Origin of the sequence: Phocaeicola barnesiae DSM 18169 = JCM 13652 (assembly GCF_000374585.1) — a bacterium.
GTDB lineage: Bacteria > Bacteroidota > Bacteroidia > Bacteroidales > Bacteroidaceae > Phocaeicola > Phocaeicola barnesiae.
Genome location: NZ_KB894643.1, coordinates 341,098 through 361,837, shown reverse-complemented (window position 1 = coordinate 361,837; position 20,740 = coordinate 341,098). Strand labels below are relative to the sequence as shown.

At 51.2% G+C, this 20,740-nt stretch carries 20 protein-coding genes; 11 read left to right on the top strand and 9 right to left on the bottom strand.

Annotation, left to right across the window (positions count from 1 at the left end):
* Positions 1-121: 121 nt before the first annotated feature.
* Genes C510_RS0101510 through C510_RS0101500 form a run of 3 tightly spaced genes read left to right on the top strand, consistent with a single transcriptional unit; the run spans position 122 to position 2,796 of the window.
* Positions 122-976 carry a DUF4348 domain-containing protein gene (locus tag C510_RS0101510; RefSeq protein WP_025892111.1) on the top strand — a complete coding sequence of 285 codons (855 nt, stop codon included), beginning with the start codon at positions 122-124 and terminating at the stop codon, positions 974-976.
* 10 nt (positions 977-986) lie between these two features.
* Positions 987-2,000, top strand: a complete 1,014-nt coding sequence (gene murB / locus C510_RS0101505) for a UDP-N-acetylmuramate dehydrogenase (RefSeq protein WP_018709571.1) — start codon at positions 987-989, stop codon at positions 1,998-2,000.
* A 19-nt stretch (positions 2,001-2,019) separates the two neighbouring features.
* Complete coding sequence (locus tag C510_RS0101500; protein ID WP_018709570.1) at positions 2,020-2,796, top strand: MBL fold metallo-hydrolase; 777 nt, start codon at positions 2,020-2,022, stop codon at positions 2,794-2,796.
* A gap of 243 nt (positions 2,797-3,039) precedes the next feature.
* Here C510_RS0101500 and nth read toward each other — a convergent pair whose 3' ends face one another.
* Together nth and corA are read right to left on the bottom strand one after the other, a co-directional pair.
* On the bottom strand, positions 3,040-3,693 hold the full coding sequence (gene nth, locus C510_RS0101495; protein WP_018709569.1) for an endonuclease III: 654 nt from the start codon (positions 3,691-3,693) through the stop codon (positions 3,040-3,042).
* 15 nt (positions 3,694-3,708) lie between these two features.
* Positions 3,709-4,749, bottom strand: coding sequence for a magnesium/cobalt transporter CorA (gene corA, locus C510_RS0101490; protein ID WP_018709568.1), 1,041 nt, complete (start codon positions 4,747-4,749; stop codon positions 3,709-3,711).
* A gap of 577 nt (positions 4,750-5,326) precedes the next feature.
* Between corA and C510_RS0101485 the strand changes: the two genes are divergently transcribed.
* The 3 genes from C510_RS0101485 to queC all read left to right on the top strand — a co-directional run bounded on the left by C510_RS0101485 (position 5,327) and on the right by queC (position 7,319).
* Positions 5,327-5,671 carry a HigA family addiction module antitoxin gene (locus tag C510_RS0101485; RefSeq protein ID WP_018709567.1) on the top strand — a complete coding sequence of 115 codons (345 nt, stop codon included), beginning with the start codon at positions 5,327-5,329 and terminating at the stop codon, positions 5,669-5,671.
* Between the two features lie 260 nt (positions 5,672-5,931).
* Positions 5,932-6,618 (top strand): queuosine precursor transporter, encoded by a 687-nt coding sequence (locus tag C510_RS0101475; RefSeq protein WP_018709565.1) that lies wholly within the window; start codon positions 5,932-5,934, stop codon positions 6,616-6,618.
* Positions 6,619-6,626: 8 nt separating this feature from the next.
* Positions 6,627-7,319 carry a 7-cyano-7-deazaguanine synthase QueC gene (gene queC, locus C510_RS15955; RefSeq protein WP_025892112.1) on the top strand — a complete coding sequence of 231 codons (693 nt, stop codon included), beginning with the start codon at positions 6,627-6,629 and terminating at the stop codon, positions 7,317-7,319.
* Positions 7,320-7,527: 208 nt separating this feature from the next.
* Here queC and C510_RS17465 read toward each other — a convergent pair whose 3' ends face one another.
* Entirely contained in the window at positions 7,528-7,710 is a 183-nt protein-coding gene (locus tag C510_RS17465; protein WP_040365866.1) for a hypothetical protein, read from the bottom strand.
* A 26-nt stretch (positions 7,711-7,736) separates the two neighbouring features.
* Between C510_RS17465 and queF the strand changes: the two genes are divergently transcribed.
* On the top strand, positions 7,737-8,198 hold the full coding sequence (gene queF / locus C510_RS0101460) for a preQ(1) synthase (protein ID WP_018709562.1): 462 nt from the start codon (positions 7,737-7,739) through the stop codon (positions 8,196-8,198).
* A gap of 37 nt (positions 8,199-8,235) precedes the next feature.
* Here queF and C510_RS0101455 read toward each other — a convergent pair whose 3' ends face one another.
* A complete protein-coding gene (locus C510_RS0101455; protein ID WP_018709561.1) occupies positions 8,236-10,065 on the bottom strand; it encodes a DNA polymerase III subunit gamma/tau in 1,830 nt (609 codons plus the stop codon).
* Between the two features lie 265 nt (positions 10,066-10,330).
* Here C510_RS0101455 and C510_RS15945 point away from each other — a divergent pair, with 265 nt between their 5' ends.
* The 3 genes from C510_RS15945 (at position 10,331) to C510_RS0101440 (ending at position 11,369) form a co-directional block, all read left to right on the top strand.
* Positions 10,331-10,615 carry a hypothetical protein gene (locus tag C510_RS15945; protein ID WP_018709560.1) on the top strand — a complete coding sequence of 95 codons (285 nt, stop codon included), beginning with the start codon at positions 10,331-10,333 and terminating at the stop codon, positions 10,613-10,615.
* A gap of 101 nt (positions 10,616-10,716) precedes the next feature.
* Positions 10,717-11,025 (top strand): FtsB family cell division protein, encoded by a 309-nt coding sequence (locus C510_RS0101445; protein ID WP_022340529.1) that lies wholly within the window; start codon positions 10,717-10,719, stop codon positions 11,023-11,025.
* Positions 11,022-11,369, top strand: coding sequence for a hypothetical protein (locus tag C510_RS0101440; RefSeq protein WP_018709558.1), 348 nt, complete (start codon positions 11,022-11,024; stop codon positions 11,367-11,369). Before C510_RS0101445 ends, C510_RS0101440 begins: the two co-directional genes overlap by 4 nt.
* A 250-nt stretch (positions 11,370-11,619) precedes the next feature.
* Here C510_RS0101440 and C510_RS0101435 read toward each other — a convergent pair whose 3' ends face one another.
* Together C510_RS0101435 and C510_RS0101430 are read right to left on the bottom strand one after the other, a co-directional pair.
* Positions 11,620-13,782, bottom strand: a complete 2,163-nt coding sequence (locus C510_RS0101435; RefSeq protein WP_026320056.1) for a S46 family peptidase — start codon at positions 13,780-13,782, stop codon at positions 11,620-11,622.
* A 137-nt stretch (positions 13,783-13,919) separates the two neighbouring features.
* Complete coding sequence (locus C510_RS0101430) at positions 13,920-16,082, bottom strand: S46 family peptidase (RefSeq protein WP_018709556.1); 2,163 nt, start codon at positions 16,080-16,082, stop codon at positions 13,920-13,922.
* Positions 16,083-16,542: 460 nt separating this feature from the next.
* Here C510_RS0101430 and C510_RS0101425 point away from each other — a divergent pair, with 460 nt between their 5' ends.
* A complete protein-coding gene (locus C510_RS0101425; RefSeq protein ID WP_026320055.1) occupies positions 16,543-17,730 on the top strand; it encodes a DUF4925 domain-containing protein in 1,188 nt (395 codons plus the stop codon).
* A 149-nt stretch (positions 17,731-17,879) separates the two neighbouring features.
* Here C510_RS0101425 and C510_RS0101420 read toward each other — a convergent pair whose 3' ends face one another.
* The 3 genes from C510_RS0101420 to C510_RS0101410 are packed head-to-tail and all read right to left on the bottom strand — an operon-like array spanning position 17,880 to position 20,683.
* The gene (locus C510_RS0101420) at positions 17,880-18,656 is read right to left on the bottom strand and encodes a porin family protein (protein ID WP_026320054.1); all 777 of its coding nucleotides are present in this window, start codon (positions 18,654-18,656) and stop codon (positions 17,880-17,882) included.
* Positions 18,657-18,671: 15 nt separating this feature from the next.
* The gene (locus tag C510_RS0101415; protein ID WP_018709553.1) at positions 18,672-19,799 is read right to left on the bottom strand and encodes a PCMD domain-containing protein; all 1,128 of its coding nucleotides are present in this window, start codon (positions 19,797-19,799) and stop codon (positions 18,672-18,674) included.
* A 38-nt stretch (positions 19,800-19,837) separates the two neighbouring features.
* Entirely contained in the window at positions 19,838-20,683 is an 846-nt protein-coding gene (locus C510_RS0101410; RefSeq protein ID WP_018709552.1) for a helix-turn-helix domain-containing protein, read from the bottom strand.
* Between the last annotated feature and the right edge of the window lie 57 nt (positions 20,684-20,740).

Sequence of the window (20,740 nt, the reverse complement as noted above, 5' to 3'; positions counted from 1 at the left end):
AGTTAAGGATTTTCACCGAAATAATCCTGTTTTTTCGTCCAATAAATGAGATTTCTCTTGCTAAAAGTGAGAAGGGATTGAAAAAAAGGATAATTTTGCATCCGATTTTTCGATGAATGCAATGAAAAAACTAATCTTTGGATGTTGTCTGTTGTTGCTCATGATTTCCTGTAAAGGAGGAAAAAAGCAGATAGACCCCTTCGAGACATTGACTGGACAGATTGATTCCCTGAAATCGGATTCGGTGCAGGCCGATACTTCGTTGGTGATAGAGGATGTGATTCCTCCTTCGGCCGATGAAAGCTTTGCCGATTTCTTCTATAATTTTGCTTCCGATGCCAAGTTCCAGCTTTCCCGCATCCTTTTCCCTGTATCTACGTATAAGGGCGACAAGATTGTGCGTGTGCCGAAAGACGAATGGACCCACGACTATCTGTTCAGCCGTGAACCGGCCTATACGGTGCTGTTCGATAAGGAAGAAGACATGGAACTGGAGAAAGATACCAGTATGCAGAGTGTGCAGGTAGATATGATTGACCTGAGGAAAAGCCTGATACGGAGGTATTATTTCCAGCGCAAGGGACAGTCCTGGTTCCTCGAGGCCATCAACCTGCAAAAGCTGGCGCACGAGACGGACGGGGAAGAGGATTTCATGCAGTTCTACGAACGCTTCTCTTCCGATTCCATCTTCCAGGGCGAACGTCTGGCCGAGCCGCTGGGATTTGTGACCGCCGACCCGGAAGATGAGTTCCAGATTCTGGAGACCACCCTCGAACCGGGACAATGGTTCGCTTTCCGTCCGCCGATGATGCCCGGAAAACTCACGAACGTACATTACGGGCAGAAGGAAGAACTCAACATCGATACGAAAGTGGTCGAGTTCAAGGGATTCGGCAACGGGTTCAGCAACACGCTCTATTTCGAGCGCCGGAACGGTATCTGGAAACTGATGAAATTTGAAGATTTGAGCGATTGATATTCCTTTTATGAAGACATATACCCATTATCCCCTGTTGGCGCACAATACCTTCGGAATGGACGTGAAGGCGGCCCGTTTCGTGGAATACGCTTCGGAAGAAGAGTTGTGCGGCTTTCTGAATGACACGAAGGAGGCGTTGCATCCTTTCCTCCATATCGGCGGCGGAAGCAACCTCTTGTTTAAAGGTGATTACGACGGACTCATCCTGCACTCCGGCATCCGGGGCATGGAGACCGTGGACGAGACGGACGACTCGGTGGAAATCCGTGTGGGAGCCGGCGAGGTGTGGGACGATTTTGTGGCCTATACCGTGGCGCACGGCTGGTACGGGGCCGAGAACCTGTCGCTCATTCCGGGCGAAGTGGGGGCTTCGGCGGTGCAGAACATCGGTGCCTACGGCGTAGAGGTGAAGGACCTGATTGTGGACGTAGAGACCATCGAGGTCGCTACCGGACAGAAGCGGTGCTTCACGAATGCCGAATGCCGGTATGCTTACCGCTCCAGCGTTTTCAAGCAGGAGCTGAAAGGGAAATACATCGTTACTTACGTGACTTATCGGCTGGGCAAGTGCCCTGTTTTCCACCTGGATTACGGGAATATCCGTGCCGAACTGGAGCGCCGCGGGTGCGGAGTGACGCTGGCGTCGGTGCGCGAGGTGGTGACCGCCATCCGCGAATCGAAGCTTCCCGACCCGAAGGTGCTGGGCAATGCCGGAAGCTTCTTTATGAACCCCATCGTGCCGCGTGCCCAGTTCGAACGCTTGCTGGCGGAATATCCCGACATGCCTCATTATCCGGTGGATGAAGACCGGGTGAAGATTCCGGCAGGCTGGATGATAGACCGTTGCGGCTGGAAAGGTAAGGCGCTTGGACGTGCCGCCGTGCACGAGAAACAGGCGTTGGTTCTGGTCAATCTGGGGGGCGCCACCGGCGAGGAAGTCATGCGTCTGGCCGCCGAGGTGGTACGTTCGGTGCGCGAGACGTTCGGTATCGACATCCATCCCGAAGTGAATTACATCTAACACGAAGGAGATATTCATCATGAAGATTACGATATTAGGTAGCGGAACCTCCACCGGAGTCCCTCAGGTGGGATGTACCTGTCCGGTCTGTACGAGCAGGGATCCGCGCGACAACCGTCTGCGTTGTTCGGGGCTGGTCGAAGTGGACGGGGTGCGGATTCTGATTGATTGCGGTCCGGATTTCCGCGAGCAGATGATTCGTCTGAACGATTTCAAGCCCATCGATGCCGTACTGGTCTCACACGAGCATTACGACCACGTAGGCGGTCTGGACGATTTGCGTCCGTATTGCCAGTTCCGCGATGTCCCCGTGTATGCCGAAGGGTATACGGCCGATCGCCTGCGTACACGCATCCCTTATTGCTTTACCGAACACCTGTATCCGGGTGTCCCTCATATTCCGTTGGAAACCGTTCAGGACGGTGTGCCGTTTACAGTAAGCAGCCTGGGCGGGAATACCGTCGAGGTGGTGCCGTTCCGGGTGATGCACGGCAAGCTGCCCATCCTGGGCTTCCGTATCGGCCGGATGGCGTGGATAACGGATATGCTCACCATGCCGGAGTCATCCTACGAGGTGTTGAAGGGGCTGGATTGTCTGGTGATGAATGCTTTGCGTATCGAACCTCACTGGACGCATCAGAGCCTTTCCGAAGCCTTGGAGCAGGCCGCCCGTATCGGCGCGCGGCAGACCTGGTTCATTCACATGAGCCATCAGATGGGGCTTCATGCCGAGGTGGACGCCATGCTTCCCGAAGGAATCCATCTGGCTTACGACGGCCTCTGCGTCACTCTCTGATTGTCGCGGTCTTCCGGTTCTCAGGGTGGTATTGAATTTACAGATAATCCTTACAAATATGTAGGGACGCACGGTCTGTGCGTCCGCTTCCTTTTCCGACTCTCCTAATCGGTGACGTTTTAATCCGGTTGGTCGTTTAAGAGCCGTCTGATTTATGTAGATAAACGGTTTTCCGGACGCACGAGCCGTGCGTCCCTACTTGGGACAGGCGGTATTTTATGGGCAGGAAGGGCTTGTGTATCGCTACATTTTTCCCGGTACGGCCTTGAGCGATTCCTTGCACAAGCCGTTCAGTCCGCATTGCGCGCATTTCGGGTTCCGGGCGGTGCAGACGTAGCGTCCGTGCAGGATGAGCCAGTGGTGGGCGGTAGGCACGATTTCCTTGGGTAAATACTTCATCAGGTACTTTTCGGTGGCGAGCGGTGTGGTGCAGCTCATCGGTACCAGTCCGATGCGGTGGCTCACCCGGAAGACGTGGGTGTCTACGGCCATGGCCGCCTTGTTGAACACCACGCTCTGGATGACGTTGGCGGTTTTCCGTCCCACCCCCGGCAGCTTCACCAGTTCCTCCAGCGTATCGGGCACCTCGCTGTGGAAATCCCTCACCAGCATCTGCGCCATCCCCACCAGGTGTTTCGCCTTATTGTTCGGGTAGCTCACGCTACGGATGTATTCGAAAATCACTTCCGGCGTACTGGCCGCCAGCGCTTCGGGAGTAGGGAAATCGCGGAACAGGGGAGGGGTGATCAGATTCACCCGCTTGTCCGTACACTGGGCGCTCAGGATGACGGCTATCAGCAGTTCGAAGGGGTTGCTATAGTGTAGTTCGGTTTCGGCTACCGGCATTGCCTGGCCGAAGTAGGCGATGACTTTCTCGTACAGTTCTTTCTTTCTCATAACGGGCAGAGGTTTTTAATACCATTTCTTGTGCTTGAAGTAATAATAGATACCGACGGCCAGCGCAATCATCAGTATCCAGGCGCAAAGATAACCATATTTCCAATTCAGTTCGGGCATGAAGCTGAAATTCATTCCCCAGATGCCGGCCAGGAAGGTAAGCGGGATGAAGATGGTAGACACCACGGTGAGCTGTTTCATGATGCTGTTCATGCGCCGGTCGTTGCTGGAGATGTAGAGGTCTATCAGGGCGCTGATGGTGTCGCGGCAACCTTCCAGCGCCTGCAGGGCGAATTGCAGGTGGTCGTTCACATCGTTGAAGAACGGGCGGTTGTTCTTGTGCAGGAGTGTGTTCTCGGTATGGAAGAGCTTGTTTATCTGTTCCTTCAGGGGCAGGATACATTTCCGGATGAGGCGGTGGTTCCGTCGGTGGGCCTGTATCTCCTCGATGCCCGGGGCGTCATAGGAGTCCGGCGAGAGAAACCGTTCTTCCAGGTCTTCCAGCTCGTCCTCCATCGTGGTGAGGATGGACATGAAGCCGGCCATGGCGCTGTTCAGGATGACGCTCAGCAGGTAGTCCGTCTGCCGGTTCCGTATCTTCAGTACATTCTTGTCAAGGGCCGATAGGATTTCGTTGAAGAAATCGGTTTCGCGTTCGGTGAAGGTTATCAGGAAACTGTCTCCCTGTACGATGCCCAGTTGCTGGGGCGTATACGCTCCGTCTTTCTCCCGCGAAAGCAGTTTGAGGATGATCACGTTGTAACGGTCATGCTCTTCTATCTTGGTCAGGTGGTTGGCATTCAGGATGTCCTGTGTGGTCAGGAAATCGATGTCGAAATGCTCGCATACCTGCCGGATGGTGGCGGCGTTCTGTAGTCCGTACACTTGCACCCAGTTTACGCGGTCGCCCACCAGCGATTGTTTCAGTTCGTCGAAGGAGTCCGTCGTGCTCTTCTCCACCAGCGCCGCGTTGTAGCTGCACAGATGCAGGTGGGTAGGTGTCTCGCTCGCTCCGTTGTAGTTCAGCTGTTCGCTCAGCAGATTGTTCTTTGCCATAGTTTCATACCCTTTGTGGCACAAATATAGCCGATTCTCCGATAACGGACAAACGGCCGCCCCGTTTTCGTTTGTCCTGCAGGTTCCAGACCTTCTGCCCCGGAATGTTTTTTGAACCTGACGCGGATTTTTTTTAATCCCTTCCCAAGGATTTTTCTACCGCAAATGTACAGCGGTTCTTTCAGACAGTATATCGGTTATTGTAAGTACTGATTGTATTCCTTGTTTGGAGGGAGATTTTATTGCTGTTTTTTCACCGTTCCGGCAACTGAAATACTGCTGTCAATCTGAAACGATGGCTTCATGATTTGTCAGAAATGCATGGATTCAGTATGGTTTTCAGAAGGTAGAAAAATGCGTTTTTCGGGAAGAATCCGTGTATTTTTATGGGGATTTTCAGTCGAAAATAACCGTATATACGGTGTTTTTCGGTCGTGAAGTGGGGTGTTTGGGGGAGTTTTGTAAGGGAATTGTGTCTTTCGGCTTATCACATATTTCCTTCACTTTTTTTGTGAAGGACCGGAATTATTTGTATTTTTATGTGATAGATTTGTCAAATCATTATAAATAATTGGTTATGGTAGAATTACCGGGAGTTGACCCTAAGATGATCGCGAATAATATTGAACCGACATTTGCCACGCATCCCGGTTCGATACTGAAGGATGAAATCGAATACAGAGGTATCACGCAACAGAAGCTTGCCCAACAGATGGGGGTATCTTACTCGGCTTTGAACGAAATCCTGAACGGACATCGTCCGCTTACGGAAAAGACAGCCCTGTTGTTCGAGGCAGTTCTAGGCATTGATGCGGAGCCGCTTTTGGCGCTTCAGACGGAATATAATCTGAGGAGTATCCGCAAAGACAAGACCTTTATGGACAGGTTGTCGGAATTGCGTAAAATTGCCGCCGCGCTTTGATAGCGGTGGGAAGTTCGGTCAATCAGTTTCCTTTAGATTCTGTATTCCCCCCTCTGTGAACCATCGTATTATGTATTCGGGTGGCAAACAACGCCCCTACAGGAGGATGGAAAATCCGTTCGTCTGCTTTTCTGTTTGCTTTTGATTTCGGTAATCTGAAATTTATTCGTATCTTTGCGCCCGATTTCAAGAGAACATTCACATGCGATGCCGTGAATAGCGGCCGTGTATTCTAGAACACCACGTAAAAAACAGGAGCGATGAAGAAAGAAAACCTCGTATCGGTACCTTTCATGGTCTTGGGTATCGTGTTTTGCGTCTGCCTGGTGGCAGCCAATCTGTTAGAGACCAAAGTGGTCCAACTCGGCCCGATAGCCGTGACCGCCGGACTGATTGTTTTCCCCGTATCTTACATTATCAACGATTGCATTGCCGAAGTGTGGGGCTTCCGCAAGGCCCGACTCATCATCTGGATGGGCTTCCTGATGAATTTCTTCGTGGTGGCCCTCGGACAGATAGCCATCGCGATACCTGCCGCGCCGTTCTGGGAAGGCGAGGAGGCGTTCGACTTCGTGTTCGGCATGGCACCCCGTATCGCCGCCGCCAGTCTGACGGCTTTCCTGGTGGGGTCGTTCATCAACGCATACGTGATGAGCCGCATGAAGGTGGCTTCGCAAGGACGCCATTTCTCGGCCCGTGCCATCCTTTCTACCGTGGCGGGCGAGAGCGCCGATTCACTTATCTTTTTCCCGCTGGCTTTCGGCGGACTGATGCCCGTGAATGAGCTGATGAAGATGATGGTGGTGCAGGTGGTGCTGAAGACCGCCTACGAGATTGTCATCCTGCCGGTGACTATCCGGGTGGTGAACTACATCAAGCGCGTGGACGAGAGTGACGTGTACGACGAGCATATTTCTTACAATGTATTGAAAATAAAGGAGATTTGATGATGATGATGAACAATCAGGCGGCATTGGTCGTATTCAGTGGCGGACAGGATTCCACCACTTGCCTTTACTGGGCGAAAAAGCATTTCAAAGAGGTCTATGCCTTGAGTTTCGTGTATGGGCAGAAACACGTGAAGGAAGTGGAACTGGCCCGTGAAATCGCCCGCAAGGCGGAAGTACATTTCGATGTGATGGACGTTTCGTTCATCGGAAGACTGGGAAGCAACTCGTTGACGGACACTTCCATCCACATGGACGAGGAGAAGCCGGACGGTTCGTTCCCGAATACTTTCGTGCCGGGACGTAACCTTTTCTTCCTGAGCATCGCCGCGGTATATGCCCGCGAGCGGGGCATCGCGCACATGGTGACCGGGGTGTCGCAAACCGATTTCAGCGGTTATCCGGATTGCCGCGACTCGTTCATCAAGTCATTGAACGTGACCCTGAATCTGGCCATGGACGAGCAGTTCGTCATCCATACGCCGCTGATGTGGATTGACAAGGCGCAGACCTGGGCGTTGGCCGACGAGCTGGGGGTGCTGGACATCGTGCGTCGCGATACGCTGACCTGCTACAACGGAGTGCAGGGCGACGGATGCGGACATTGCCCGGCCTGCAAATTACGCCGTGAGGGACTGGAAAAGTATCTGGCATCGAAGGAAAAGACCCTGGAAAGCCTGAAGGAAGCCGACGTGGAATAAACACTTATTACCCTCGAATTGTATGGGGATTATCCGTAGGGGGCATCCGCCCGGAAACCACAAGCGAATCCGGTTCAGGTTTTGTACGTAAGTGAAACACTTGATTCCGTTAGATTGTATGGGTATAGTCTGTAGAGGCGGGGGCAGCCCGCCCGAAAACCGCAAGCGGACATACTCTCACCCTTTGGCTTCCCGAATAATTCCGGCCTTAGTTTTGAGGCGAAAAAGCGGAGAAACGGAGCCCGGCGACCAGAAGCGCAGGCTGTCTGAGCGAAGCGAGTTCCTGCGCTTCCGACGGGAAACGGTTCGTAGCCGCCTCCAAACGGAAGCCGGTGGTTTTTCTTTTTGTTATCTTTTTCTTTTTGCCATCAAAAAGAAAAAGTAAATACATTCAAAAATAAAAGTAAAAAGAAATATATGGAAAGAAAAGACGAATTGACGATACTGGGAAAGACCACCGCCTACAAGCAGGACTATGCCCCCGAAGTGCTGGAAGCTTTCGTAAACAAGCATCCGGAGAACGACTACTGGGTACGTTTCAACTGCCCGGAATTCACGAGCCTGTGCCCCATCACCGGCCAGCCCGATTTCGCGGAAATCCGCATCAGTTACCTGCCGGATGTGAAGATGGTAGAAAGCAAGAGTCTCAAGCTCTACCTGTTCAGCTTCCGTAACCACGGCGATTTCCACGAAGATTGCGTGAACATCATCATGAAGGACCTGATTAAGCTGATGGACCCGAAATACATCGAAGTGACGGGTATCTTCACGCCACGTGGAGGTATCTCCATCTATCCGTATTGCAACTACGGGCGTCCGGGTACCAAGTACGAGGAACTGGCCGAATACCGCCTGCGCAACCACGACTTGACTATCTGATTCCCCTTCCTGGAACGGGTTGGAACTGAAAGGAATGTCAGTTCAGTTCCAGCCCGAATGTCTCTTTCAGCTTCAGGAGCTTCGGATTCTTCTGGCTCATCATCTTGAAGCGTTCTACATGGCTATAGGCACGGACATTCTCGTTCTCCTGGCTCACGCGTACCGTCATGCGGATGGTACGGTTGTGTAGCTGCTGGCAGAGGTGGCCGACAATCTGAGGCGCCAGTTGCTCCATGTATTTCTGTACCATCTCGTTATCTACCACGACTTCGAACGTGCGCTGGTCTTTTAGCAGATGAGGCTGCATGTTCATCATACGTCCGGCATTCGCCGCTTCTTCCTTGGGCAGGCGGGCGGCAAACTCTCTCCAATAATAATTCAGGTCCTTTTCGTTGAAGATATGGTCTTCCCACGTCGTGCTGGCGGCCGTAGTCTGGGCTTGTTGCACGGGTTGTGGAGCCGTTTCCTGCTTCTGAGGACGACGGATGGATACGCTATAGGAGCCTGCTTTCACCACCGGAATCTTCTTTTCTCCCTGTGTCTGAGGCAGGGGATTGGCGTGTACCGCGGGGCGGTTTCCCGGAGCGGGAGCTGTCTGGGATGCCGAAGCCTGTGGAGCGGCCGGTTGCGGCTGGGGTGTATAGGCCGGAGCACTTTCCTGCACTTGAGTAGTGCCGGTAGTGGGAGCCGTCGGCTGGGCCGGAGCGGCCGGCTGGTTCGTGAAGGTGGGTTTTAACTGCTTGCTAGGGCCTTGCCCCCCCACGGGGTCATCGTCGGCGGTCAGTTGGGCCAGCTGAATCAGTGTCAGCTCGATGAGCAGGCGTTTGTTTTTGCTTACCCGGTAGTTCAGGTCGCAATCGTTACAGAGTTTCATGGCCTTGTAAAGGAAGGTCGGGGTACATTGTCGCGCCTGTGTCTGGTAGCGTTCGCGGATGGAGGCACCTACTTCCAGCAGGCAGAGGGTAGACGGGTCCCGACTTACCAGCAGGTCGCGGAAGTGCGAACTGAGTCCGGTGATGAAATGGTTGCCGTCGAATCCCTTGTGCAGGACTTCGTTGAAGATAAGGAGGCAGTCCTGAACCTTGTTCTGCAGGAAACAATCGGTCAGGCGGAAATAATATTCGTAATCCAGTACATTCAGGTTATTGATGACGCCCTGGTAGGTGATGTGTCCGTTGGTGAAGCTCACTACCTGGTCGAAGATGGAGAGGGCGTCACGCATACCTCCGTCGGCCTTCTGAGCGATGACGTTCAGGGCTTCGGGTTCGGCTTCGATGCCTTCCTGCGCCGCCACGTGTTCCAGGTGCTCCACCATGTCATTGATGCTGATGCGGCTGAAGTCGTATATCTGGCAACGGCTCAGGATGGTGGGCAGAATCTTGTGTTTCTCGGTGGTAGCCAGGATGAAGATGGCATGCTGGGGCGGCTCTTCGAGGGTTTTCAGGAACGCGTTGAAGGCCGATGTGGAAAGCATGTGCACCTCGTCGATGATGTACACCTTGTACTTGCCTATCTGGGGCGGTATACGTACCTGTTCGATAAGCTGGCGGATATCTTCTACCGAGTTGTTGGAAGCCGCGTCCAGTTCGTGGATGTTGTAGGAGCGTTGTTCGTTGAACGCCTGGCAGGATTCGCATTCGTTGCAGGCCTCTCCGTTTTCTTTCGGGTGCAGGCAATTGATGGTCTTGGCGAAGATACGGGCACAGGTAGTCTTTCCCACACCGCGTGGACCGCAGAACAGGTAGGCGTGAGCCAGCTTGTTGGTAGCGATGGCATTCTTCAGGGTGGTGGTCAAGGCACGTTGGCCCACTACCGTATCAAACGTTGCCGGGCGGTATTTCCGCGCCGATACGATGTAATTCTCCATAAACGGCTTTCTGATTTTAGGATTCCATGCAAATGTACATAAAATCTGCCTTACCTCGGGGGACTTGAGGGGAAATTTTGTTTTTCTTGTCCGGGGGAGTGGTTGAATTTGATGACCTGATGGAGAAGAAAAGATAAGGGAAAAGTATTGAACCGATAGAATTGTAGTACCTTTGCGACAGGACATAAAAAAACCCGGATTCATCACCAGTAACTGAAAGCTGGGAGAGGAACGCTCGGGACTGTAATGCAAAAATATGAAAAATATGGGATATGACAAATCTTTCTTCGAAAAAGTTTTCTCCTTTATGCCCAAAAAAGATCGGCAAAGGAAAAATGTTTCAGCTCCTTTGAATACGTTCCGTACATTCCGAAACAGGGTGTTTCATAATGAATCCATTTGTTGGAATCTGAATCGTGTAGAGGAAATTCATAAAGAGATGATTGTGGTTATGGGATGGATGAATAAAGATGTTCCTGAATGGCTTCGTCTGACTGATCGGTTTGAAACGGTAAGTAACAACATACGAGACAGATTGGGTTGGAAATGATAAGATAGGATGCGGTTCGGCAATAAAAAAATAAACAAGCTTCTTTTTTGTATTGCACTCACCTTTCACTATCTTTGCCCCGATAAAATGCTGCTGGTGTTATGAGAAAAATTGCGAAAGTGTGGCTGTATATCCGCCGCCATAAATACCTGGTTACTCTTGGTGTGTTTCTGCTTGTTATCGGTGTGATAGACGATAACAGCCTGATTCATCGTTTCCAGAACCGTCGTGAGATTCATGAACTGAACAAGGAGATTGAACGCTACCGGAAACAGTATGAGGAAGATAGCAAGACGCTGAAGGAAATTACCTCCAACCCGAAAGAGCTGGAGAAGGTGGCCCGCGAGAAATATCTGATGAAGCAGGAGAATGAAGATATCTATATTTTTGAAGAAGATTTGAAGAAATGAGTACAAAGACCGTGAATGTACTGGCGATGGCCGGTGCCGTCCTCTTGTTTGTGGGACTGGTTCTCCAGTTCGGAAAGCTGGTGTATGCTCCGTATATCTACCTGGTGGGGGCGGTGATGTTTGCCTATACGCAGGTGGTGTCGGGTTATAAGGGGTCCAGTTTCGTCATCCGGCGTCTGCGCCGCCAGCAGCTGATGGGTGCCTTGATACTGGTACTTACGGGGGTAGCCATGCTGGTGTGGCACCGTAACGAATGGATTGTGGGGTTGACCATCGCCGCCGTGCTGGAACTTTATACGGCTTTCCGCATACCTCAGGAAGAGGCGAAGGAGCAGAAGCGATAGTATAGCGGACGGTTCATTGTATAGGATATATCCGAAAAAAAGAGGGTGTGTCAAAACTCATTTTTTGAAAATGTGAACTTATAATTTGAAATTTGAGCATCCTAAAAGACTAAAGAAAGGGCCGTATCATTACTCTATACAGAGTTTGATACGACCCTTTTAAATATTATAGTTACAATCTGTAACTTTGAGGAGTAGTCATTTTAGTTTTGACACACCCTCTTGTTGTTTTTATCCGGTAATCGGAGGTTTAGCGGATGATTGTCATTTCGTCAATCAGGTGCTTGGCTCCCGCGTACTTGTCGATGACGAAGAGGATGTAACGGATATCTACACAGGCCGCACGTTGCAACTGGGGATTGTAGGCGATGTCGCCGGTCAGCCCTTCGTAGTTGCGGTCGAATCCGGTACCGATGAGCTCGCCTTTGCCGTTGAAGACCGGTGAGCCGGAATTACCGCCGGTGTTGTCGGTTCCGGTAGCGAAGCAGACCGGCATCCGTCCGTCGGGCATGGCATACGGTCCGAAATCCTTTTTCTCATACAATTCCTTCAGCTTGGCAGGTACTACGAACTCCGGATTTTCCGGGTCTTCCTTTTCCATGACCCCTTTCAGGGTGGTGTAATACAAGTATTCCTTGCCGTCCACCGGTTCGTAGGAACCGATTTTCCCGTAGGTGAGGCGCAGGGTAGAGTTGGCGTCCGGATAGATGGGTTCACCGTTCTTCTGCTTCAAGGCCAACATGCCGGCTACCCAGGTCTTGTGTGCCAGGTTGTAGGCATCGGTTTCGGCTTTCATGGCGTCGCCGGTAGCCTTGTAACCTTCTTCTACGGATTTCGCATATTGCACCATCAAGTCTTTTTCCAGTGCTTCGGCGGTCGGATTGTTCAGGAAGGCTTCCAGCGCCTCGGCGTTGCGGAAGATGGAGCGGTCGAAACAAGCGTCGATGAAGGCGTCGGTATCTCCACCGAATTCCCGGTCGATGGTCTGGAAAATACGGATGCGTTGGGCCGATGGAATCAGACGGGCATAAACGGCCAGCAGGGCTTTCGAAACCTTCCGGTCGACGGCCGAGCTATAGTCCTTGTTGAAATACTTCGTTCCGGCTTCCTTCAGCCCGGTAACCGCTTCTGCTACCTCCTTTTTCTTGCCGCTCTTCAGAGCTTCGAGCAAGCTCTCGGTATCCGGAATTTTCGAGAACTCGGTACCCAGCATCAGGGCTTCGTAGATAGCCTGCTGGTGGTAGACGGCATCCCGGCGTTTGGCCACGATGGAGCGGATGGTTTCGTAAGCCTGCTGATAGGCATTGTTACCGGTTTCCTTGCCGTAGGCCAGCAAGGCTTCCTGCTGTGCCTTCTTCTTGTCGAGTACTTTCAGACGGACAAGTCCCTCGTTCATGCCGATGGCGTTCTTCCAGTAGTTGGCCGATGAGGCGTATTTGGCGGCATACTGGATGCGGGTCTTGGCGTCCTTGGCCATTTCTTCGCCCATCACTTTCAGGCGGACACCGCGCACGGTATCGCGCATGAAGTTGGTGGTCTGCATCCGTTCTTCCACTTCGTCACTGATCATGTACCGCCAGTTGCGTCCGGGGAATCCCATGACGAACGTGAAATCGCCTTCCTTCACCCCGTTCAGGTTGATGGGGATGTGGCGTTTCACCTTCAACGGTGTGTTGAGCGCGCTATAGTTGGCCGGTTTCCCGTCGGGAGCGGCATAGATACGGAACATCGAGAAGTCGCCGCAATGACGGGGCCACATCCAGTTGTCGGTATCGGCGCCGAACTTGCCGATGGATGAAGGAGGTGCTCCTACCATGCGGATGTCCTTGTAGACGGTCTTCACGAAGAGGTAATATTTGTTGGCTCCGTAGAAAGGTTTCAGTTCGAGTACATGGAACTCGTCGGTCTTGATTTTCTCTTTCTTGGCGAAGCTGGCGGCCACTTTCTCCAGGTAGGAAGGAGAGAGGTAGTTCAGGCCTTCGGGGTCCTTGTCTTTCTTGAGCTGTTCCTGCACGTAGTCGGTCACGTCCAGAATCCGGTCGATGTAGGTGATGGTCAGGCCTTCGCACGGGAGTTCCTCGTCGCGGGTCATGGCCCAGAAACCGTCGGTCAGGTAATCGTGTTCCACCGAGCTGTGCTGCTGGATATAGCCGTAGCCGCAATGGTGGTTGGTCAGCACCAGCCCTTCGGCCGAGATGACCTCGCCGGTACATCCGCCTCCGAAGTGTACCACCGCGTCCTTCAGGCTGATGCCTTCGGGGCTATACACATCGTCTATGCTCAGGTCGAGGCCCATGTCCTGCATGACCGCGGCGTTCTGCTTCTTCAGGTCGGTCAGCATCCACATGCCTTCGTCGGCGAATCCGGTGAGGGCGCATGTGGCAAATAGGGTTGTCAAAAGGGTTTTCTTCATCATATACTTAGGTTTTTGGATTGATTTCTTGCCTGATGTCTGCAAAATTAGCAAAAAAACGGACGGAAACAAACAGGCCCCTGCCGGAATCCCGACAGAGGCCTGTAAGATGCGTTTACGGAAAAGCGGATTTCCAATTATTCGATGATGTTCATTTCGTCGATAAGGTTCTTGCAACCGCCGAATTTCTCGACGATGAACAGGACGTAGCGGATATCTACGGCGATACAACGTTGCAGGTTGTTGTCGAAGTTGATGTCGCCGCTCAATGATTCCCAGTTACCGTCGAAGGCACAACCGATGAGCTCGCCGTTGCCGTTCATTACCGGAGAACCGGAGTTACCGCCTGTGATGTCGTTGGTAGTCAGGAAGCAGGTCGGCATTTCACCGTTCGGCAGGGCGTAACGGCCGTAGTTCTTGGCCTGGTACAATTCCTTCAGCTTGGCCGGAACCACAAATTCCGGGTTGTTCGGGTCTTCTTTTTCCATGACACCTTTCAGTGTGGTATAATATTTATAATGTACACCGTCTTTCGGGTCGTATGACTTCACGTTACCGTAGGTCAGACGGATGGTGAAGTTGGCATCCGGAGCCTTGGGAGTCGGCGCATACATTTCGCACAATCCGCGTACGTAAGTCTTGTGCAGCAGGTTGATGTCACCTCTTGCTTCGTCCAGCTTGTCGGCTAAAGCCTTGGCGGTCTTTGCCTTGGCGGCAGAGTACTGTACCATCAGGTCGTTGTCGATGGCTTCTACGGTCGGGTTGGCAATGAAGTCGTTGAAGTTCTTTTCGTTGGCGAAGATGGTATTTTCATACAAGGCCTTGATGTAGGCGTTGTAGTCGCCGTTGAATTTTTCCTTGATGGTCTGGTAGAAGTCAGGCAAGGCTTCGGCAGGAACCTTTTCGGCATACAGCGGCAGGAGGACAGTAGCTACCTTGCGGTCCACTTCGTGGTCGTAATCCTTGTTGTGTACTTCGGCAAAGCGTTCCTTCAAGGTCTCGATGGCTTTTTCGATGTCTTTCTTCTTGTTTTTCTGGAGAGCTTCCTTCAGGTCGGCGAATGCCTTGTGGGCCGATTCGAACTCGATGCCACGGAATACTTCGCTGAAGTAAGTAGACTGAGTCTGCAACGGCATGACGCGGGCTACATAGTCATTGATCTGCTGGACTACACCCTGATAGTCGGCATGTTGTTTCGCTTTCGCGAAGTTCAGGAAACGTTCTTCCTGTTCGGCCTTGGTTTCCAATACCTTGTTGTCGACGATAGCCTTGTTCATACCGATGGAGTTCTTCCAGTAGTTGGAAGAGCTGGCATACTTGCTGGCATACTGGATACGTACCTTGTCGCTGGCAGCCATTTCCTTGCTCAGCACACCCTGGCGGGCTTCACGCACTTCGATACGCGGGGTGTTGACGGCATCCATGCGGAGTTTCACTTCGCTTTCAGTCAGGTATCGGCTGGTGCTTCCCGGGAATCCCATAATCATGGCGTAATCGCCTTCCTGGAGTCCTTTCAATGAGATAGGCAGGAACTTCTTCACCTGGAGAGGTACATTGTCCTTGCTATAGTCGGCCGGATTTCCGTCCTTGTCGGCGTAGATACGGAACATGGAGAAGTCGCAGGTATGACGCGGCCACATCCAGTTGTCGGTTTCGCCACCGAACTTACCCAGTGATGAAGGGGGAGCGGCTACCATACGCACGTCGGTATAGGTCTTGATGAAGAACACATAGAAACGGTTTCCTTCGTAGAACGGCAGGGCCATGGCGCTGATGCCCGGTGCCTTCTTCAGGTCACTCTTCTTCAATGTTTCGTCGGCCACCTTTTTTATATAAGGAGCGCCGAAAGAAGCGGCCTCTTCAATCTTACCCTTGCGGATATCTTCGTTCACACGGTCGGTTACATCGATGATGCGTTCTACAAAGCGGAACTTCAATCCCGGAGTCGGGAGTTCTTCTTCGTAGTTTTTAGCCCAGAAACCGTCGGTTAGGTAATCGTGTTCTACCGAGCTGTGTTGCTGGATGGCATCGTAACCGCAATGGTGGTTGGTCAGAATTAGTCCGTTCGGCGAGATGATTTCTCCGGTACATCCGCCTCCGAAGATACCTACGGCATCTTTCAGGGTCAGTTTTTCCGGATTATAGATGTCTGCGATGTCCATTTTCAGACCCTGTGCCTTCATCCGGTCGGCCAGGTTCTGTTCCTGCATGAGCTGGAGCAGCCACATTCCTTCATCGGCCTTGGAGGGCGAGAAGACGGCACACATGAGTGCCAGTGCGAGTACTTTCAGTTTTTTCATTGTCGTTATGATTGGTTTTTAGAAATAATTGTTTTCTGTTTTTTCTGTAAGTCATTTGCTTGCGAAGCGACAAAGATAGTGAAAGGCGAGTGGAGAGGCAAACGAAAAACAAAGTTTTTCAAGTTTGACTCTTCCGAGCCTCATTCTGGTTTTGGAGAGATAGTGAAAGGTTTCAGGGTAGTTATTTCCTGAGAATCTTGCAATTTTCTTTTTTTCGGGTCAGTTATAGGATTTTTTTTATCGGATATAAAATTTTTTTTGCCGTCATGTGGTAAAATTTTTGTTTCTATTCCGTTTGCTATTAAAAAAAAGACTATATTTGATGCGCTTATTGGTAGTTTTACGCTTTGTATTCTAAAGAATAAGCCATAAAGCCTAAAAATAGACCTTGGCTGTTTGAAAAATAAGGCCTTATTTTGCGGCTGATAGCTAATGCGTATAACTAAACATTTCTAGATTTATGAAGAAAAGATTATTATTCTGCCTGATGGCAGGTTTGGCTTGCGGAGGTTTCTTTACCTCTTGTAGCGATGACGACGACCCCACTACGGATGAAGTCGTAATATGTCCGATAGCTCAGACTACCTACACAGATGCCAGTGGACTGGTATTGACTTATAGCGGTCAGCCGGTTTTGGGAAAACAGGTAGTGTTTGCTCCCGATGCCAATGACGGTTCGAAGGCTACGCTGACCATTTCTGGTGTGCTGGACCTTTCTTCCTTTACTGGTCTGATGAACAGCCGGGAAAATGCTTCGGCTACTTTGGCTGCTCCGGGTGTGATTCCGGGTCAGACGACCACCAATCTGACGGTTGACCTCACCGTTTCGGGTGATGAAGTTTCTTTCGAAGGAACTACGGAACAGGACGGTTGTACGATTGCTTACGATGGTTCTGCCAGCGAAGGAGGCTTGACTCTGAATCTGAATGTAACAATGCCGGCCAATGATTTGACCAATACAACCTGGACGGTGGTTCCTTTCGATGATGTTACTTATCAGAGTATTCCTATTCATTTTGTTTGGGAATCTTCGAAGGATATTACTATTATGCCGGGATATGCTTTGCCTGTCTCTACCATTGTAGAAATGGCATTGCGTTTGCCTTTGCTGGGCGATCAGAGTGTAAACGGCGCCTTGACTCAGGTGTTCCATTCGGTAACTTTCAATGCCGACGGTAACATTACGGCCGAGTACAAGAAGAACATGACCGATGCCGAGTGGGCAACATCTCCGTTGAACATGGCTCAATATACCGCCAATGCCGGGAGTTTGCAGCTTTACCTGAATCCGTCTCAGATTATGGCCAATATCCAGAACTCACGTTTGAGCCGTTCTACTACCAGTGATATTCTGGCAAACCTGATGCCTGTTGTTCTTCCGATGCTTTCACAGGGAGTTCCGATGAAGTATGTCATCGAAGACAATAACATGAAGGTTTATCTGGGAACAGATGTTTTGCTTCCGTTGCTGGAGGCATTGGCTCCGATGTTCCAGGATGAGGCTTTCCTCCAGCAGATAATGGATATGGTAGCCAACGATCCTACGATGGGAGCGATGGCTGGCATGGTAGGTCCGGTTCTGGAACAGTTGCCTGATGTCATTGCAGGTACAACCAACATGGAAGTGGGAGTGAACTTCCAGAAGTAAAAGCCTATATATTCCTTGAAGAAAGCCTTTCGGAGGATGTGATATTTTCCGGAGGCTGATATGCAAACCCAGGCGCCACTTACGGATAGTGTTCCGTAGTGGCGCTATTGTTTTTTAGATAAGTTAGTCTTGGAAGGGGGGGGGAAGTTTCAGAATGTATAGCCGAATCCCAGATTCAGATAGATGGGATACATGGCGAAGGTTATGGTCTGGAAATCTTTTTCGAACAGGTCGTTCAATCCCCAGGTGAGATGGGTATATACCTTCAGGTGGCTGAATGCTTTCCAGTCGGCTCCTACCTGTATTCCCCATTGGAACTTACGTTCATGTTCGCTGAAGTCGTAGGTTGCCACAGCTCCGTTGGTAAAGTTGATTTTATCGCCGGTCGGGTTTCCTTCGCGGAGGTATCCGTCATAGACATCTCCGGAGAAAGTTCCGTCCAGCAGGTACGAGAAGTATGGACCGGCATGCAGACTCCAGCGTGGTGATGCTTTCCAGCTGGCCAGTACCGGTAGGGTCAGGTAAGTGTTCTGTACCTTGGTGCGTACTCCTCCCGTCCAGTTTCCTTTCATCCGGTTGCCGTCTCCGCCAATGATTTCCATGCCATAGTTCTTGACGGTGGCCCGTGTGGTCATGTTCTTGTTCTCGAAGCGTAATCCGGTGCTGACTCCCCACGTCCGTGAGCTGTCTATCCATTTGGTGATATCTACTCCCAGTTGTACGGCCAGTGTCGGGTTATAGCTGTCTATGCTCCGGATTTCTACCGGAAGCGGCAGGGGAGAGAATCCGCCGATGTTGATACCGGCTTTCAAGTCGAATTCCCAACCGTTCTCTCGGGTCTGTCTCAGTATTTCTTTGGGGTTCTGTGCCTGTACGCCTGCGGCGGCCATAGCCAGCAGCATACAGGTTATCCATTTCTTTTTCATAGGCATTCGTCGGGGTTATTCATAAATGATGCTCATTTCGTCTATCCAAAGTGTACTTCCGGGTGCTCCCTCGAAGGTGGCCCCGTCTTTACTGGAGGAGATGACGATGGAAATGTTATAGTCTCCGGCATTCAACCGGTCCAAGTCTACGCTTTTCCCGTAGCGGTCATAATCGAAGGTCATTTCGAAAGGTTGCCAGGAGTTGAGTACCTGCGTATCTTTGTATTGGGCCAGTGCTACCAGGTTGGGGTGTACGAAGTTTGCCAGCGGCAAAGTGCCATCCAGCATGACCGATTGGCCGTTCTCGTCCTTGTTCTCGTAAAAGATGGCGTAGATGTCGAACTGGTCTTTCCGGTTGGTATACCCTCCGTTTTCATAGAACTGGTTCCCCGGGGTATATTTATAATACCCTTTCAGCTTCAGCGGCTTGTGGTAGAATTCCACACCTAGTTGCGTTGCTTTCAATGAGTTGCTGAGCGCGTTGCTGAGGTTGAATTTCCCGATGAAAAGGTTTCCGGCGGCGATAGGCATGCCTACCATGGCTCCCAGGCTTCCGGTGGTCCGGGTTACCAGTTTGGCACATTTCCCCGAGAAGCCTTTTTCTTCCAGTGTCGTAGGGTATTCGGACGGTTCGGCATCGTTTATTGCCAGGCGGAACCCTCCGTTTCCGCTCGCCCAGGTCAGTTCCTGGGTTCCGCTCGTCTCATAGAACACATAATAGCCGTTCTCTGTCCGTGTGTCCTCGAAATGGAAGGTGGTAGGGATTTCCTTCACCTTTTCCTCTTCGATACTGATGGAATAGGTGCGGTGCCATTGTCCGTCTTCGGAAGTGACCGTGTAGCGTACGGGCGAAGTGAAGTCCTGTACACTTCCGCTCGCGGGCTCGATGGTGGCTCCCGGTGTGAGTGTAAATGTAGGAGCCAGTTGCGAGCAGTCTGTTCCTTTCTTTACCTGCACGTAGATGGGGTAGGCATTCAGGGACTCATCGTACGATACATCGACATCGATGGAGTCCTGTATCAGGACGTTGCCCGGCAAGGTGCAACCCGTAATGTCCGCTTCGGCATTGGGCGCCTCTTCGCGGATGCAGGAAACGGATGCGCTACCGAGCAGAAAAGCGTATAATAAAGGCTTGTAATTCATGTGTGTGTATCTGTTTAAGTGAATGACTCTAGCTGGGGTTATCCCTTGTTCCTGTATTCCAACGGACTCATTCCTACGTTCCGTTTGAAGTATTTGCCGAAGAACGACATGTTGGCGAAATTGAGTGAATCGGAAATCTCCTGGATGGAGAGGTTCGTCGACTTCAATTGCGATTTGGCATCCATGATGACCATCGACGCGATGATTTCCACGCACGTATGTCCGGTAATCTGCTTCACGATGGTGCAGAGGTGGGCGTGCGAGATACCGAGTTTTTCGGCGTACCAGGATACGTTGCGGTTGTTCTGGTAGTGCTGGATGACCAGCTGGCCGAAGTTCCGGCAAATCATTTCGCTTTTCGACAAGTTGGCCCGTTCGTTGCTGATGCTTTGATACAGCAGGGAAATCCCTTTGTGTATGTCAGAATAGAGGTTGAAGGCTACTTCCTTTTTGGCCTTATCGGGCAGGTTCTCGTAAAGGTCAATCATCAGCTTGAAATAACTTTCCGCTATTTGCACTCCTTTCTCGTTCAGCGAACAGACGGGTTTTCCCAAGGTATGGTACATGGTATCAAGCAAAAAGTGGGAATGCTGGTTCTCTTCGATGTATTGCGAGGAGAATCCGAGGATGTAAATCTTCAGCTCTCCTTCGATGCTGTTGACCTGGAAGATGCTTCCAGGTGGCAGCGTTACCAGACTATGCGGATATACCTGGATTTTGTTCAGGTTCAGTGTGGCTTCTACCGTCCCTTCGATACAAAGTACAAAAACTTCGCATTTCAACCTGACCGGAAAATTGGTATACAGTCCAAGCAGCTCTTTGTTGATGTCTGTTCCGGCCAACCAGTCTTCCGGCAAGTCTATTTTCGGCAGTTCTTTATCCATAGGTGAACTTCATTAAGAATTTGATTTTACAAAAATAAGAAAAATGAAATATAGACT

Excerpts from the sequence above, each read along its gene's own strand:
- C510_RS0101425 (WP_026320055.1), top strand. The coding sequence starts at position 16,543 with ATGAAGAAAAGATTATTATTCTGCCTGATGGCAGGTTTGGCTTGCGGA.
- C510_RS17465 (WP_040365866.1), bottom strand. The coding sequence starts at position 7,710 with ATGTATTTACTTTTTCTTTTTGATGGCAAAAAGAAAAAGATAACAAAA.
- C510_RS0101500 (WP_018709570.1), top strand. The coding sequence starts at position 2,020 with ATGAAGATTACGATATTAGGTAGCGGAACCTCCACCGGAGTCCCTCAG.
- corA (WP_018709568.1), bottom strand. The coding sequence starts at position 4,749 with ATGGCAAAGAACAATCTGCTGAGCGAACAGCTGAACTACAACGGAGCG.
- C510_RS0101410 (WP_018709552.1), bottom strand. The coding sequence starts at position 20,683 with ATGGATAAAGAACTGCCGAAAATAGACTTGCCGGAAGACTGGTTGGCC.
- C510_RS0101440 (WP_018709558.1), top strand. The coding sequence starts at position 11,022 with ATGAGTACAAAGACCGTGAATGTACTGGCGATGGCCGGTGCCGTCCTC.
- C510_RS0101415 (WP_018709553.1), bottom strand. The coding sequence starts at position 19,799 with ATGAATTACAAGCCTTTATTATACGCTTTTCTGCTCGGTAGCGCATCC.
- C510_RS0101485 (WP_018709567.1), top strand. The coding sequence starts at position 5,327 with ATGGTAGAATTACCGGGAGTTGACCCTAAGATGATCGCGAATAATATT.
- queC (WP_025892112.1), top strand. The coding sequence starts at position 6,627 with ATGAACAATCAGGCGGCATTGGTCGTATTCAGTGGCGGACAGGATTCC.
- C510_RS0101445 (WP_022340529.1), top strand. The coding sequence starts at position 10,717 with ATGAGAAAAATTGCGAAAGTGTGGCTGTATATCCGCCGCCATAAATAC.
- C510_RS0101430 (WP_018709556.1), bottom strand. The coding sequence starts at position 16,082 with ATGAAAAAACTGAAAGTACTCGCACTGGCACTCATGTGTGCCGTCTTC.
- C510_RS0101475 (WP_018709565.1), top strand. The coding sequence starts at position 5,932 with ATGAAGAAAGAAAACCTCGTATCGGTACCTTTCATGGTCTTGGGTATC.
- C510_RS0101435 (WP_026320056.1), bottom strand. The coding sequence starts at position 13,782 with ATGAAGAAAACCCTTTTGACAACCCTATTTGCCACATGCGCCCTCACC.
- C510_RS0101510 (WP_025892111.1), top strand. The coding sequence starts at position 122 with ATGAAAAAACTAATCTTTGGATGTTGTCTGTTGTTGCTCATGATTTCC.
- C510_RS0101420 (WP_026320054.1), bottom strand. The coding sequence starts at position 18,656 with ATGAAAAAGAAATGGATAACCTGTATGCTGCTGGCTATGGCCGCCGCA.
- nth (WP_018709569.1), bottom strand. The coding sequence starts at position 3,693 with ATGAGAAAGAAAGAACTGTACGAGAAAGTCATCGCCTACTTCGGCCAG.
- murB (WP_018709571.1), top strand. The coding sequence starts at position 987 with ATGAAGACATATACCCATTATCCCCTGTTGGCGCACAATACCTTCGGA.
- C510_RS15945 (WP_018709560.1), top strand. The coding sequence starts at position 10,331 with ATGGGATATGACAAATCTTTCTTCGAAAAAGTTTTCTCCTTTATGCCC.
- C510_RS0101455 (WP_018709561.1), bottom strand. The coding sequence starts at position 10,065 with ATGGAGAATTACATCGTATCGGCGCGGAAATACCGCCCGGCAACGTTT.
- queF (WP_018709562.1), top strand. The coding sequence starts at position 7,737 with ATGGAAAGAAAAGACGAATTGACGATACTGGGAAAGACCACCGCCTAC.